Below are 13,500 nucleotides of genomic sequence, written 5' to 3'. Positions count from 1 at the left end.
CACCGCCCCGCGTTCGGGCTCCGAGAGATCAGGCCGTTGCCGCGTAGGTACTGGCCGGCTTCTCCAGGACGATCATCGGTACGCCGTCCGCGCCCTTCGACGTGCCCACCGTCTCGTAGCCGACGCGGCGGTACAGCCTCAGGTTGCCCTCGCTGCGGTGGCCGGTGAACAGGCGGAACTTCTTGGCGCCCCGCTCCTCCTCCAACGCCCCCTCGGCCGCGCGCAGCAGGCGTGCGCCGATGCCGTGGCCCTGGAGGCGGGGGTGGACGCAGAGCTTGCCGATGGCGGCGGCGCCGTCCTCGGTGACCGAGCCGCGGACCGAGCCGACGACCTCCTCGCCGAGCCGGGCGACGAAGACGCAGTCGGTGGCGAGTTCCTGGCGGACCGAGTCGAGGCTCTGGACGAGCGGGTCGATGCGGTAGTTCCCGTAGAGCGCCGCCTCGCTCTGGAAGCACAGGTACTGCAGCCTGAAGATCTGCTCTGCGTCCTGCTCGGTCGCCACCGAGATGGTCACGCTCATGCCCATGTGCGCACGCCCCTCGCTCACCTGATCGCCTGTAGTTCTCACTCCTATCCCCGCACTTCGCGAGCCGCAACCTCCGGCGTCAACAATCGCCGCAGACATCCCAGACATCTGGAACGTTCCGGGCCCAGGCTGCCCTGTGAGATACCCAACTCCCCCGCGATCTCCCGGTATGTCGGGTCGCTCGCGGAGAGCAGGGCCTGGAGCAGACGGGGGCAGCGGCCGGGGAGGCGGGCGACCGCTTCGCGCAGGGCGCGGTGGTGGGCGCCGGCGAGGACCTGCTGTTCGGGGCCGGGGGCGGTGGCGTCGGCGGGTTCGGTGCCGTACGGCCGTTCATGGCGGGCCGTCCGGCGGGTGCGGCGGGACTCGGCGCGGACGGCGCGGCGCAGCCAGTCCGCCGGGGCGCGCGGCGGGCCGTGGGTCTGGAGGCGCTCCAGGAGGCGGAGCCAGACCGACTGTTCGAGGTCGCCGGGGTCGTCCCCGGTGGCGTGCGCCTCGGCCGAGGCCTCGGCGGTGAGCAGGGGGCGCAGGGCCGCGAGCAGGTCGTGCGTCATGTGGGGAACGACGCGGCCGCCCCGGGCCGGGTTGCCGGGGCGGCCGGTGAACACCCCGAACGGGGTGCGGGGGCTCAGCCGTTGACGAAGTCGGCGCGGGCCAGGAGCGCGGTGTCGGCGTTGTCCGAGAAGACGCCGTCGATGCCGGTCGCGAAGTAGGTCCGGAAGACGCCGAAGACGTCGCCGTAGGCGTCGGCGTCGGTGCCCTTGCGGAAGGCCGGCGGCAGGAAGGGGTTCTCGTTGCGCATGGTGTAGGGGTGCAGGATCAGGCCCACCTTGTGCGCGTCCGCGACCAGCGTGGTCGGCGTGGTGAGGTCGCCGTTCGCGTCCTTCGGGATGACCAGGTCCAGGGTGGGGCCGATGCCCTGCGCGTAGCCGGCGATCTCCCGCAGGCCCTTGGGCGTGATCAGGTCGGCGACGGTGCGCGGGTCGCCGGTCGCGACGAAGTCGTAGGGCCGGCTGGTGGCGCCGGAGAGCAGCACGACCAGCGGGTTGTCGACCAGCGTGTTCAGGCGCTGGATGCTGGTGGGCTCGAAGGACTGGAGGATGACCGGCGAGTTGCGCTTGTCCTTGCCGTACTTGCGCAGCAGCTTGGCGACCCGCTCCTCCAGGCCCAGGCCGAGCGCCCGGAAGTAGGTGGGGTGCTTGGTCTCGGGGTAGATCCAGACCTGCTTGCCGCGCTTGCGGGTCTGCTCGTCCTGCCACTTCAGGACTTCCTCGAAGGTGGGGATCTCCCAGCGGCCGTTGTAGAGGGTGTTGTGCGGGCGGTTGGCCGGGATGCGCTCGATCGCGCGGAGCGTCTTGAGTTCGGCGAGGGTGAAGTCCTCGGTGAACCAGCCGGTGGTGGAGACGCCGTCCAGGATTTTGGTGGTCCTGCGGTCGGCGAACTCGGGATGGTCGGCGACGTCCGTGGTGCCGCCGAACTCCGGCTCGTGGCGGCAGACGAGGTGGCCGTCCCTGGTGGGGACCAGGTCGCCGGCCTCGACGATGTCGGCGCCGAGGTCGAGGGCCAGCCCGTAGGAGCCGAAGGTGTGCTCCGGGCGGTAGCCGCTGGCGCCCCGGTGGCCGATGACCGTCGGCTTCGGCAGGCTCTTCAGGCCGCCGTTGCCGTGGCCGGCCCCGGTCGCCTCGGCCGCTCTGGCGGCGCCGGGCAGTCCGAGGACCGCGCCGCCGGCGCCGAGCATCGCCGCGCCGAGCAGGGCGCGCCGTCCGGTCGTGCCGTTCACCTGGGTCCGCTCGTTCGTCTCGTGCTTGTCCATGAGCGCTCTCCTGCCGTCCGCCCTGCGTATGTGCGGGCGCTCCGCCTTCGGGGCCTGTGATTTCGGGCCGATCGTAGGGGCGCGGACATGACGGAGGGGAGACGGCCGGCCCAACGGCCGGGTGACGCCGTATGGCAGATGGGCACCCGGTACTGATGGACCGTCGGCGACATCCGTCACATCGTCGCAGGGGCGTTACGTTCCGTCTCCTGCGCGCCACCGCAGGTAAACCAGCGTCAACAGTGCGTAAGACCTCGGTGAACCGGCCGTACCCGATGTGCGCTTCCCACGGAGCCGCGAGTAATGTCCTCACCTGCACAGACTCATACCGCCCCTCGACATCGGAGGACCCGTTGTCCCGCTTCGCGCTCATCAAGGCAGTGCTCGGACCGATCATGCGCCTGATGTTCCGCCCCCAGGTGGAGGGCGTGGAGCACATCCCGGGGGACGGTCCGGTCATCCTCGCCGGCAACCATCTGACGTTCATCGACTCGATGATCCTTCCGCTGGTCAACAAGCGGCAGGTGTTCTTCATCGGCAAGGACGAGTACGTCACCGGCAAGGGGTTCAAGGGCCGGCTGATGGCCTGGTTCTTCACCGGCGTCGGCATGATCCCGGTGGACCGGGACGGCGCGAGCGGCGGGGTCGCCGCGCTGATGACCGGCAAGCGGGTCCTGGACGAGGGCCGGATCTTCGGCATCTACCCCGAGGGCACCCGCTCCCCCGACGGCCGGCTGTACCGGGGCCGCACCGGTATCGCGCGGCTGACGCTGATGACCGGCGCGCCGGTGGTGCCCTTCGCGATGATCGGCACGGACAAGCTCCAGCCGGGCGGCGCGGGCATCCCGCGGCCGGGCAAGGTCACCGTCCGGTTCGGCGAGGCGATGGAGTTCTCGCGGTACGAGGGGATGGACCGGGACCGCTACGTGCTGCGGGCCGTGACCGACTCCGTGATGACCGAGGTCATGCGGCTGTCGGGGCAGGAGTACGTGGACATGTACGCCACGAAGGCGAAGGCCGCCTGACACTCTTTCGGCCCAGGGGCACGGACCGGTGGTCCGTGCCCCTCCGTGCGTCCCGCGCCGGTCGTCCGCCTGCCGGTGGAATCTGGTCCGACACTCCGGTCATTCCTTCGCATTTACCGGCCATATGGGCACACACCATGTCTTATTCAGACATGCAGAAACCTTCTCGGCGTACCCTGCTCCGCGCTCCGCTCGCTGCCGCAGGCGCGGGGCTCCTTGCCTCGTGTTCCGACTCCGGCCCCGAACCGCGTTCCGGCCCGCGCAACATGGCCGGCACCGGAGCGTTCGTCCCCCAGGGGCCCAAGGGGTACGTCAACCCGTCGGACCCAGAGGTCCTCGCGGCCGAGCGCAGGCGTGGATCCGGACCGGTCCGGATGGTCCGGTTCACGGCCGCCGAGAGCATGCTGGACCTGGGCGGGCGGTCCGTCCACAGCTGGTCGTACAACGAGTCGGTGCCCGGGCCGCTGGTGCGGGTCACCGCCGGTGACGTCCTCAGCCTGACCCTCGCCAACCGGCTGTCCGAGAAGACCACCCTGCACGCGCACGGGGTGCGGCTGCGCTGCGACATGGACGGCGCGCCGGACCTGACCCAGGCCCCGATCGCGCCGGGGACCGACTTCGTCTACCGGTTCGTCGCCGCGCACCCGGGCACGTACCTGCTCCACTCGCACGTCGGCATGCAGCCCGACCGCGCCCTGTACGCGCCGTTCATCGTGGACGACCCCAGGGAGCCCCTCGCCTACGACCACGAGTGGATCGTCGTGCTGGACGACTGGGTCGACGGCATCGAGGGCTCCACCCCCGAGCAGGTGCTCGACCAGCTCAAGCCCGGCGGCTCCATGGCGATGAAGGCGGGCATGGGCATGGGCCCCGAGCGCGGCGGCAGCCCGAGCCCGCACGGGTCGGCGCACGCCTCCGCCTCGCCGTCGCCGTCCAGGTCCCGGTCCGGCGCCAAGGCGCCGACGGGCCCGGACCGGGTGCTGCGCGACTCCCACAGCCGGATGCTGCACGGGGAGGGCGGCAACGTCGCCTACCCGCACTACCTGGCCAACGGGCGGCTGCGCACCGACCCCTCCGTCTTCCGCTGCCGCCCCGGCGACCGCGTCCGGATCCGGCTCATCAACGCGGGCTCCGAGACGGCCTTCCGGGTCGCGCTCGGCGGCCACGCCATGACCATCACCCACACCGACGGCTATCCCGTGCAGCACCGGAAGACCGACACGCTGCTCATCGGCATGGCCGAGCGGTACGACGTGCTCGTCACCGCGAAGGACGGCGTCTTCCCCCTCGTCGCGCTGGCCGAGGGCAAGAAGGGCAAGGCGCTCGCGATCCTCCGCACCGACAAGGGAAGAAACCTTCCGTCGCCGGATGTCCGGCCCGACGAACTGGACCGCGAGTGCGTGCCGGCGCGGCGGCTGCTGCCGGCCGAGTCCGTCGCCCTCGACGACCGCGTGCCCGACCGGGACCTGCGGATCAGGATCACGGGCAACATGCGCGACTACGACTGGGGCTTCGACCACAAGGCGTACGACGTGCGCCAGCGGCACGCCGTACGGGCCGGCGAGCGGGTGCGGCTGACCCTCATCAACGCGACCGACATGTGGCACCCGATGCATCTGCACGGCCACACGTTCTCCGTGACCGGGATCAACTCCGTGGGCGCGCGCAAGGACACGACGCTGGTGTTGCCGCACCGCAAGCTGGTGCTCGACTTCGACGCGGACAACCCCGGGCTGTGGATGCTGCACTGTCACAACCAGTACCACTCGGAGAGCGGGATGATGACGGTGCTCGGTTACAAGAGATGACCGCGCCGCCGCGGACCCCTCACCCGGCGCTCTCCAGCCGTTGGCCCCGCAGCAGGAACCAGGCCGCCAGCGCCGTGGCCAGCAGGACCGCGGCGCCCGCGCCCGAGGCCAGGTGCAGGCCGTGGGTGAAGGAGTCGCGGGCCGCGGCGAGCATCTCGGCCGCCGCGTGCGGGGGCATGGTCCTCGACGCCTCCACCGCCGCGCCGAGGGACTCGTGGGCGGCTGCCGGTGTGCCCGTCGGGGCCGGGAAGCCGCGGTAGACGCCCATCACGATGGAGCCCAGCAGGGCGATGCCCAGCGCCGCGCCCAGTTCGTACGCCGTCTCGGAGACCGCCGAGGCGGCGCCCGCCTGGTCCCTGGGGACGCTGGAGAGGATGACGTCCGCGGTGACCGTGAAGGAGAAGCCGGCACCGATGCCGACCACCAGGAGGGCGGCGCCGAGGACCGGGTAGCCGGTGGACTGCGAGAGCGTGGTCAGGGCGGCGAGGGCCGCACCGACGGCCGCCAGACCGCCGGAGACGACCGCGCGCACCGAGTACCGGCGGGCCGCCCGGCCGGCCACCAGGCCCGCCGCCACCGCGCCGGCCGCCGCGGGGGCTTCGGCCAGGCCCGCCTCGAAGGGGGACCTGCCCTGGACCAGTTGCAGGTACTGGGAGAGGAAGAACACCAGCCCCGACATGCCGAGCACGGTCAGCAGGTCGGCCAGCACCGCGCCGCTGAAGCCTCGCCCGCGGAACAGCCGCATGTCCAGCAGGGGCTTGGGCATGGTGAGCTGGCGGCGGACGAAGCCGTACAGCGCGGCCGTGCCGAGCACCGCGGTGACGGCGACCGGGCCGGTGAGGCCGTGGGACGCGGCCTCCTTCACCGCGTACACGACCGCGATCATGCCGACCAGCGACAGGACGACGCTGGCCAGGTCCCAGGGGCCGGGGTCGGGGTTGCGGGACTCGGGCAGGGTCCGCAGGCCGACGAGGACCAGGACGGCCATCACCGGCAGGTTGATGAGGAAGACCGAGCCCCACCAGAAGTGTTCGAGCAGGAGGCCGCCCACGATCGGGCCGACGGCCGTACCGGCGGAGGCGGTGGCGCCCCAGATGCCGACGGCGAGGCTGCGCTCGCGCGGGTCGTGGAAGAGGTTGCGGATCAGGGCGAGGGTGGCGGGCATCAGCGTCGCGCCCGCGACACCGAGCAACGCCCTTGCCAGGATCATGAGTTCGGGGGTCGTCGCATAGGCGTTCAGCACGGATATCGCGCCGAACGCCGTGGCACCGCCGAGCAGGATCCGCTTGCGGCCGATGCGGTCGCCGAGGCTGCCCATCGAGACCAGCAGGCCGGCGATGACGAACGAGTAGACGTCACCGATCCAGAGCAGCTGGGTGCCGGTGGGGTCGAGGTCTTCGCTGATGTAGGGGGTCGCGAGGCCGAGGACGGTCGCGTCCACGGCCACCAGCAGCACGGCGAGCACGAGGACGGAGAGCGCGAGCCAACGGCCCGGACGCCTCTCCTCCGTCTCCGCCGCACGCGCCGGCTGCAGGGTGCCGGTCATGGTTCCTCTCTCCTTCGTGCGCCGCCGAGCAGCAGCTCGACGATCATGTGGGTGAAGTCCTTGGGGGCGACGCGGCCCTCGGCCACGGCCCAGGCCGCGGAGGCCAGCAGGCCGAACAGTGCCTCGGTGAGCCAGGCCGGCGTCAGGTCGATACGGAACTCGCCGCTCTGCTGGCCGCGCCGGAAGAGCGCCGCGATGCGCTCGTCGATACGGACCCAGCCAGGGTTCTGGCCCTCGCCCTCGAACAGCTGGTTCTCGGTGTAGAGGAAGGCCATGAGACCGGCGGACGGCTCGAACTCGCGGACCAGCCGGCGCACGGCGTCCACCGCGGGGCCCTCGTCCGGGCGGGCCGCGTCCAGGGCCGCCTCGCACTCCTCGATGCCGAGCGCCTCCAGCGCGCGCACGAGGGCGTCGCGCCCGGCGAAGTGGCGGTGCAGGGTGGCGCGGCTGATGCCGGCGGCCTTCGCGACCTCGTCCATGGTCGCGGTGGATTTACGGGTCAGCAGCGCGGCCGCGCTGCGCAGGACGAGGTCACGATCGAGGGCCATGAGACAAGACTAACCCACATGAGACAATTTTGTCTCACCATCAACACGCGCGACTCATAAGAGGCAGGTCGGGGCGGCGGGGCCGGGCCGGGTAGGTCAGGGCGGGTCGGGCTGGCGGGGGCGGGCAGGTCGGGCGGACGGGGGCGGGCAGGTCGGGCGGGCGAGGGGGCAGGTCAGGGCCGGTGAGGGCGGATCGGGCCGGTGGCGGGCGAGTCAGGGCGGACGGGGCGGGTCAGGGCCGGCTGATCGGAGCCGGCTGGTCAGGCCGACTGATCCGAATCGGCTGATCCGGGTCGGTTGATCCGGGTCGGTTGATCCGGGCCGACTGATCCGAATCGGTTGATCCGGGCCGGTTGATCGGAGCCGGCCGGTCAGGGCCGGCTGATCCGGGCCGGCTGATCGGAGCCGGCCGGTCAGGGCCGGCTGATCCGGGTAGGCGGGGTCGTGTCAGTGCCAGGGGAGGGTGGTGCGGTGTTCCCAGTACGTGTGCGGGTTCTCGGTGAGGGCGGCGAGGCGGGTCAGCTGGTCCTCGTCGAGGTCGACGGCGGCCGCGTGGAGGTTGGAGGCGAGCTGGGTGAGCGTCGCGGCGCCGGACAGGACGACACCGGCCCAGGGCTGCCGCAGTACGACGGCGAGGGCGACGGCGTCGCTGCCCAGGCCGGTCTCCTCGGCGACGGCCCGCAGCGCGTCCGGGGCGTACGGTCCGGCGAGGCGGCCGTTGGCCATGCCCTCCTTCACGATCACCGTCAGTCCGGCGTCGTGCGCCTCGGCGAGGGCGGGTCCGGCCGAGGTCTCCAGGGCGTTGTACGTCGACTGGACGGTGCGGAAGAGGGGTTCGCCGTCGACCGTGACGGCGAGGGCGGCGCGGATCGCGGCGGCCTGGGCCGGTCCGCTGGTGGAGAAGCCCACGCTGAGGCCGGCGGCGGCCGCTTCGGCGAGGCGGGCGTGGAGGTCCTTGTCGGTGAGGGCGGGGCTGTCCGGGGTCACCGAGTGGATCTGGTAGAGGTCGAGGCGGTCGCCGAGGAGTTCGGCGGTCTCGGCGCGCTGGCGCTCGTAGGTCGCGAGGCTGTGGTCCTTGACCTCGTGCTTCTCGGCGTCCGTGGTCCAGTCGGCGGTGTAGGTGTAGCCCCATTTGCTGCCGATGACCACGTCGTCGACGCCGGGGTGGGCGGTGAGCCAGCCGGCGAGGAACTCCTCGCTGAGGCCGTAGGAACGGGCCGCGTCGAAGTAGCGGACGCCCTGGGCGTAGGCGGCGTCGAGGAGTTCGTGGGTGCGGGTGCGGAGCGCCTCCACGGTGCGGTTCTCCCCGAGGTCCTCGTCCCGGCCGAGGTTGATGTAGCCGGGGCGGCCGACCGCGGCGAGGCCGAGGCCGATGTGGCAGGTGGGAGTGGTGGCTGTGGCCAGTCGGGCGAAGGGCATCGCGGGCTCCGGTGGGTCGGCTCCGATTCGGATCCTGACCAACGTAACCCGCGATGACCTCTGGTTCGGCGTTCAGCTCGGGGTGTTCGGTGCGGGTGCGGGTGCGGGTGCGGGTGCGCCGTGGTTCCTCGCGCCGTTCCCCGCGCCCTGACGGGGCGCCTGCTCTTACGCCTGCTTCTTGGCTGACGCCCAGTCGTGCTGCCCGGCCACGTTCGCCTTGACCTCCGTCAGCTGGACGGCGACGGCGCTCGGGGCCGTGCCGCCGCGGCCGTTGCGGGAGGCGAGGGCGCCCGGGACGTTGAGGACCGAGCGGACCTCGGGGGTCAGGTGGGCGGAGATCTTGGCGAACTGGTCGTCCGTCAGCTGGTCGAGCTCCTTGTCCTCGGCCTCCGCCGCCTTCACGCACTCGCCGGCGACCTCGTGGGCCACACGGAACGGGACGCCCTGCTTGACCAGCCACTCGGCGATGTCGGTGGCGAGGGAGAAGCCGGCCGGGGCCAGTTCCTCCATGCGCTCGCGGTTGACGGTGAGGGTGGCCATCATGCCGGTGAAGGCGGGCAGCAGGACCTCCAGCTGGTCGCAGGAGTCGAAGACCGGCTCCTTGTCCTCCTGGAGGTCGCGGTTGTAGGCGAGCGGGAGTGCCTTCAGGGTGGCCATGAGGCCGGTCAGGTTGCCGATCAGGCGGCCGGACTTGCCACGGGCGAGTTCCGCGATGTCCGGGTTCTTCTTCTGGGGCATGATCGACGAGCCCGTGGAGAACGCGTCGTGCAGGGTCACGAAGGAGAACTCCTTCGTGTTCCAGATGATGACCTCCTCCGCGATCCGGGAGAGGTTCACGCCGATCATCGCGGTGATGAAGGCGAACTCGGCGACGAAGTCGCGGGAGGCGGTGCCGTCGATGGAGTTGCCGACGCTGCCGTGCTCGAAGCCGAGGTCCGCCGCCACCGCCTCCGGGTCCAGGCCCAGCGAGGAACCGGCGAGGGCGCCGGAGCCGTACGGGGAGACGGCCGTGCGGTCGTCCCACTGGCGCAGCCGCTCCGCGTCCCGGGACAGGGACTGGACGTGGGCCAGAACGTGGTGGGCGAAGAGCACCGGCTGGGCGTGCTGGAGGTGGGTACGGCCGGGCATCGCCACGTCCGGGTGGGCCTCCGCGAGGCCGATCAGGGCGTCCTGGAGGTCGGCGATCAGGCCGCCGATCACACGGGCGTGGTCGCGCAGGTACATCCGGAAGAGGGTCGCGACCTGGTCGTTGCGGGACCGGCCGGCGCGGAGCTTGCCGCCGAGGTCGGGGCCGAGGCGCTCCAGCAGGCCGCGCTCCAGGGCGGTGTGGACGTCCTCGTCGGCGATGGTGCCCACGAAGGAGCCGTCGGCGACATCGGCCTCCAGCCGGTCGAGGCCGGCGATCATGCGCTGGAGTTCGTCCGCGGTGAGCAGCCCCGCCTTGTGCAGCACGCGCGCGTGGGCACGCGAACCCGCGATGTCGTAGGGCGCGAGCCGCCAGTCGAAGTGGACGGACGCGGACAGCTTCGCCAGGGCCTCGGCGGGACCGTCGGCGAAACGGCCGCCCCAGAGCCGTACGTCACCGCTGTTGCTGCTCACTTGCGTTGCTCCTAGGAGAGATCCGGATGTGGCACCGCCTCCCCGGCCATGAACGGGGAGGCGGTCGTCACGCTACTGCTTACGCGAGGTCCCGTCGGGCTACGCCCGCAGTTGACGCTGCGCGGCGATCTTCGACGACAGGCCGTAGATGTCGATGAAGCCCTTGGCCGCGGCCTGGTCGAAGGTGTCGCCGGTGTCGTAGGTGGCGAGGTTGAAGTCGTAGAGGGAGGAGTCGGAGCGGCGGCCGGTGACGACCGCGCGGCCGCCGTGCAGGGTCATCCGGATGTCGCCGGTGACATGCCGGCTCGCCTCGTCGACGAAGCCGTCCAGGGCACGCTTGAGCGGGGAGAACCACAGGCCGTCGTAGACGAGTTCGCCCCAGCGCTGCTCCACCTGCCGCTTGTAGCGGGCGAGTTCGCGCTCGACGGTGACGTTCTCCAGCTCCTGGTGGGCCGTGATGAGGGCGATCGCGCCGGGGGCCTCGTAGACCTCGCGGGACTTGATGCCGACCAGGCGGTCCTCGACCATGTCGATCCGGCCGACACCCTGGGCGCCCGCGCGCTCGTTGAGTTCCTGGATCGCCTGGAGGACGGTGACCGGCCTGCCGTCGATCGCGACCGGGACGCCCGCCTCGAAGCCGATGACCACCTCGTCGGCCTCGCGCGGGGTGGCCGGGTTCTGCGTGTACTCGTAGATGTCCTCGATCGGGCCGTTCCAGATGTCTTCCAGGAAGCCGGTCTCGACGGCGCGGCCGAAGACGTTCTGGTCGATGGAGTACGGGGACTTCTTGGTGGTGGCGATCGGGAGCCGCTTGGCCTCGCAGAAGGCGATGGCCCTGTCGCGGGTCATCGCGTAGTCGCGGACCGGGGCGATGCACTTCAGATCGGGGGCGAGGGCGACGATGCCGGCCTCGAAGCGGACCTGGTCGTTGCCCTTGCCGGTGCAGCCGTGGGCGACCGTGGAGGCGCCGTGCTTGCGGGCGGCGGCGACGAGGTGCTTGACGATCGCGGGCCGGGAGAGCGCGGAGACCAGCGGGTAGCGGTCCATGTAGAGGGCGTTCGCCTTGACGGCCGGGAGGCAGTACTCCTCGGCGAACTCGTCCCTGGCGTCCGCGACCTCGGCCTCGACCGCACCGCAGGCGAGCGCGCGCTTGCGGATGGCGTCCAGGTCCTCGCCGCCCTGGCCGACGTCCACCGCGACGGCGATGACCTCGGCGTCCGTCTCCTCGGCGATCCAGCCGATGGCGACGGAGGTGTCCAGCCCGCCGGAGTAGGCGAGTACGACGCGCTCGGTCATGGGTCCCTCCTCACGTGCATCCTTGCTATGCATGAGTATGCAGAGCTCTGCATGATTCGTCAATCCGGGCATGCCGTCCGGGGCATGTCGGAGATTTGTCAAAGAGGCTTGAACACTTGAAACCGCTTTCCCGTACCCATGCCTGAACGCTGGCGCCGCGTTGGTAAACACACTCCTGACCCAAGTGAGGCATCCGCCATGTCCAGGGCTCTTCCGAAGTACAACAAGCGTCGCGTCGCGCTCATCGGTGGCGCTGCCGCCGTGGCGCTGTCCGGTGCGGTCATCGCCGGTTCGGCCCTCGCCGGGACGCCCGACAGCAGCGCCACCAGCAACGCCCGCACGCTCGCCGCCTCGCCCGGCACGATCACCTGCCCGGACGTGGCCTCCCAGCTCCCCGCAGTCCCCGCCTCCGCGCAGGCCGAGGTCACCCGCAACCTCACCCTCCTCCAGACGCAGATCGACGAGGCCAACAAGCGCCTGGTCGACACCCTCGGCCAGGGCGGCCCGAACTTCGTCAACAACGCCATCCTCGGCCCCCTCAAGGACAAGCGCGTGTCGACCATCGACCGCATCGCCATCTCGATCGGCCGCACCTCGACCAAGCCCACCGGCCTCGACTCCCTGGCCGCCTGCACCCTGAACGCGAGCGGGACCGCGACCAACACCGGCAGCGGTACGGCGACGGCCACGGCCTCCGCCGCGCCCAGCGCGACGGCGACCCAGCAGCAGTCCACGGGCGGCACGGGCACCAGCACCAGCGCCGCCGGCACGATCACCTGCCCGGACGTGGCCTCCCAGCTCCCCGCAGTCCCCGCCTCCGCGCAGGCCGAGGTCACCCGCAACCTCACCCTCCTCCAGACGCAGATCGACGAGGCCAACAAGCGCCTGGTCGACACCCTCGGCCAGGGCGGCCCGAACTTCGTCAACAACGCCATCCTCGGCCCCCTCAAGGACAAGCGCGTGTCGACCATCGACCGCATCGCCATCTCGATCGGCCGCACCTCGACCAAGCCCACCGGCCTCGACTCCCTGGCCGCCTGCACGCTCACCAAGTGACGTGACAGGCAGCCGTGGCCGCCCCGTTGAGAGCGCCGGCCGGGGCGGCCACGGTGGTTCCCGTCCGTCCGGGGCCCGCACCCCCGGACGGCCCACCCGGGCTGCCGGGGCCACCGGCCCCGTCTAGCGTCTGGGCCATGCGTCCAGGCGTCGTCGGCACCCTCGTCTCCGCGTCCCTGCTGCTGCTCGGAGCGGCACCGGGGGCCGGTGACCCGTCACCGCTGCCCGCTCTCATGGCCGACACGGGTGGCGGCAGCCAGCTGATCACCGCCGAGGCGGCCGGGACGGCCTCGACCTCGGGGACCCTGACCTGGTGGGAACTCCGGGACGGGCAGTGGGCGAAGGTCGGCTCCGCCGACGCCCGCTTCGGCGCGAACGGGCTGGTCGAGGGCGCGAAGCGGCAGCAGGGCACGAAGACGACCCCCACGGGGCTGTACGGCCTTCCGTTCGGGTTCGGCCTCCGGGCGGCGCCGGCGGGGACCAGGGTCGAGTACCGGGCGGTGACCGCGGACTCCTGGTGGTGCCAGGACAACGACTCCGCCTCCTACAACCGTTGGACCGAGCCGCTGCCCGCCGACTGCCGGACCACGGAGGCGGAGCACCTGTCGTCCTACGGCACGCAGTACGCGCACGCCCTGGTGATCGGGTTCAACTACGAGCGGCCGGTGCGCGGGCGCGGGGCCGGGATCTTCCTGCATGTCAACGGGGCCGGGGCCACCGCGGGGTGCGTGTCGGTGCCGGAGGACGCGATGCGGCGGATCATGCAGTGGGCGGATCCCGGGAAGGCACCGCACATCGCCATGGGGACCGCGAGCGGGGACACCGCTCTCACCCGGTACTGAGATCGGCGCTTCGCCGCAGGGGTTC

At 71.6% G+C, this 13,500-nt stretch carries 12 protein-coding genes; 4 read left to right on the top strand and 8 right to left on the bottom strand.

Annotated features, from left to right (window positions below; translation table 11 throughout):
- Window positions 1–28: 28 nt before the first annotated feature.
- The 3 genes from ACZ619_RS11995 to ACZ619_RS11985 form a co-directional block, all read right to left on the bottom strand.
- Entirely contained in the window at window positions 29–526 is a 498-nt protein-coding gene (locus ACZ619_RS11995; RefSeq protein WP_469597524.1) for a GNAT family N-acetyltransferase, read from the bottom strand.
- Between the two features lie 44 nt (window positions 527–570).
- Window positions 571–1,077: an RNA polymerase sigma factor gene (locus tag ACZ619_RS11990; protein ID WP_469597377.1), complete on the bottom strand. Its 507-nt coding sequence runs from the start codon at window positions 1,075–1,077 to the stop codon at window positions 571–573.
- A 74-nt stretch (window positions 1,078–1,151) separates the two neighbouring features.
- Window positions 1,152–2,336, bottom strand: a complete 1,185-nt coding sequence (locus ACZ619_RS11985) for a glycerophosphodiester phosphodiesterase (protein ID WP_469597375.1) — start codon at window positions 2,334–2,336, stop codon at window positions 1,152–1,154.
- 353 nt (window positions 2,337–2,689) lie between these two features.
- Here ACZ619_RS11985 and ACZ619_RS11980 point away from each other — a divergent pair, with 353 nt between their 5' ends.
- Window positions 2,690–3,361 (top strand): lysophospholipid acyltransferase family protein, encoded by a 672-nt coding sequence (locus tag ACZ619_RS11980; RefSeq protein WP_469597374.1) that lies wholly within the window; start codon window positions 2,690–2,692, stop codon window positions 3,359–3,361.
- A gap of 152 nt (window positions 3,362–3,513) precedes the next feature.
- Window positions 3,514–5,169: a multicopper oxidase family protein gene (locus ACZ619_RS11975; RefSeq protein WP_469597373.1), complete on the top strand. Its 1,656-nt coding sequence runs from the start codon at window positions 3,514–3,516 to the stop codon at window positions 5,167–5,169.
- Window positions 5,170–5,188: 19 nt separating this feature from the next.
- Here the strand turns inward: ACZ619_RS11975 and ACZ619_RS11970 are convergent, their stop codons facing one another.
- From ACZ619_RS11970 to ACZ619_RS11950, 5 genes are all read right to left on the bottom strand, one after another.
- Window positions 5,189–6,715 (bottom strand): MFS transporter, encoded by a 1,527-nt coding sequence (locus tag ACZ619_RS11970; RefSeq protein WP_469597370.1) that lies wholly within the window; start codon window positions 6,713–6,715, stop codon window positions 5,189–5,191.
- Window positions 6,712–7,263, bottom strand: coding sequence for a TetR/AcrR family transcriptional regulator (locus ACZ619_RS11965; protein WP_469597367.1), 552 nt, complete (start codon window positions 7,261–7,263; stop codon window positions 6,712–6,714). Before ACZ619_RS11965 ends, ACZ619_RS11970 begins: the two co-directional genes overlap by 4 nt.
- A gap of 447 nt (window positions 7,264–7,710) precedes the next feature.
- A complete protein-coding gene (locus ACZ619_RS11960; protein ID WP_469597366.1) occupies window positions 7,711–8,682 on the bottom strand; it encodes an aldo/keto reductase in 972 nt (323 codons plus the stop codon).
- A gap of 165 nt (window positions 8,683–8,847) precedes the next feature.
- Entirely contained in the window at window positions 8,848–10,281 is a 1,434-nt protein-coding gene (argH, locus tag ACZ619_RS11955; protein WP_469597364.1) for an argininosuccinate lyase, read from the bottom strand.
- Window positions 10,282–10,380: 99 nt separating this feature from the next.
- Entirely contained in the window at window positions 10,381–11,577 is a 1,197-nt protein-coding gene (locus ACZ619_RS11950; protein WP_469597362.1) for an argininosuccinate synthase, read from the bottom strand.
- 198 nt (window positions 11,578–11,775) lie between these two features.
- Here ACZ619_RS11950 and ACZ619_RS11945 point away from each other — a divergent pair, with 198 nt between their 5' ends.
- Window positions 11,776–12,633 (top strand): hypothetical protein, encoded by an 858-nt coding sequence (locus ACZ619_RS11945; protein WP_469597359.1) that lies wholly within the window; start codon window positions 11,776–11,778, stop codon window positions 12,631–12,633.
- Between the two features lie 137 nt (window positions 12,634–12,770).
- Window positions 12,771–13,475 (top strand): L,D-transpeptidase family protein, encoded by a 705-nt coding sequence (locus ACZ619_RS11940; RefSeq protein ID WP_469597357.1) that lies wholly within the window; start codon window positions 12,771–12,773, stop codon window positions 13,473–13,475.
- The last annotated feature ends 25 nt before the right edge of the window (window positions 13,476–13,500 follow it).

It is taken from the genome of Streptomyces sp. NPDC104367 (assembly GCF_055583825.1).
Note: the sequence above shows the minus strand (reverse complement) of the source record. Positions and strands in the feature narration are given on the sequence as shown.

Bases quoted from the DNA above. Each gene is read 5' to 3' on its own strand.
- ACZ619_RS11995 (WP_469597524.1), bottom strand. From the start codon at position 526: ATGGGCATGAGCGTGACCATCTCGGTGGCGACCGAGCAGGACGCAGAG.
- ACZ619_RS11990 (WP_469597377.1), bottom strand. From the start codon at position 1,077: ATGACGCACGACCTGCTCGCGGCCCTGCGCCCCCTGCTCACCGCCGAG.
- ACZ619_RS11985 (WP_469597375.1), bottom strand. From the start codon at position 2,336: ATGGACAAGCACGAGACGAACGAGCGGACCCAGGTGAACGGCACGACC.
- ACZ619_RS11975 (WP_469597373.1), top strand. From the start codon at position 3,514: ATGCAGAAACCTTCTCGGCGTACCCTGCTCCGCGCTCCGCTCGCTGCC.
- ACZ619_RS11970 (WP_469597370.1), bottom strand. From the start codon at position 6,715: ATGACCGGCACCCTGCAGCCGGCGCGTGCGGCGGAGACGGAGGAGAGG.
- ACZ619_RS11965 (WP_469597367.1), bottom strand. From the start codon at position 7,263: ATGGCCCTCGATCGTGACCTCGTCCTGCGCAGCGCGGCCGCGCTGCTG.
- ACZ619_RS11960 (WP_469597366.1), bottom strand. From the start codon at position 8,682: ATGCCCTTCGCCCGACTGGCCACAGCCACCACTCCCACCTGCCACATC.
- ACZ619_RS11950 (WP_469597362.1), bottom strand. From the start codon at position 11,577: ATGACCGAGCGCGTCGTACTCGCCTACTCCGGCGGGCTGGACACCTCC.
- ACZ619_RS11945 (WP_469597359.1), top strand. From the start codon at position 11,776: ATGTCCAGGGCTCTTCCGAAGTACAACAAGCGTCGCGTCGCGCTCATC.
- ACZ619_RS11940 (WP_469597357.1), top strand. From the start codon at position 12,771: ATGCGTCCAGGCGTCGTCGGCACCCTCGTCTCCGCGTCCCTGCTGCTG.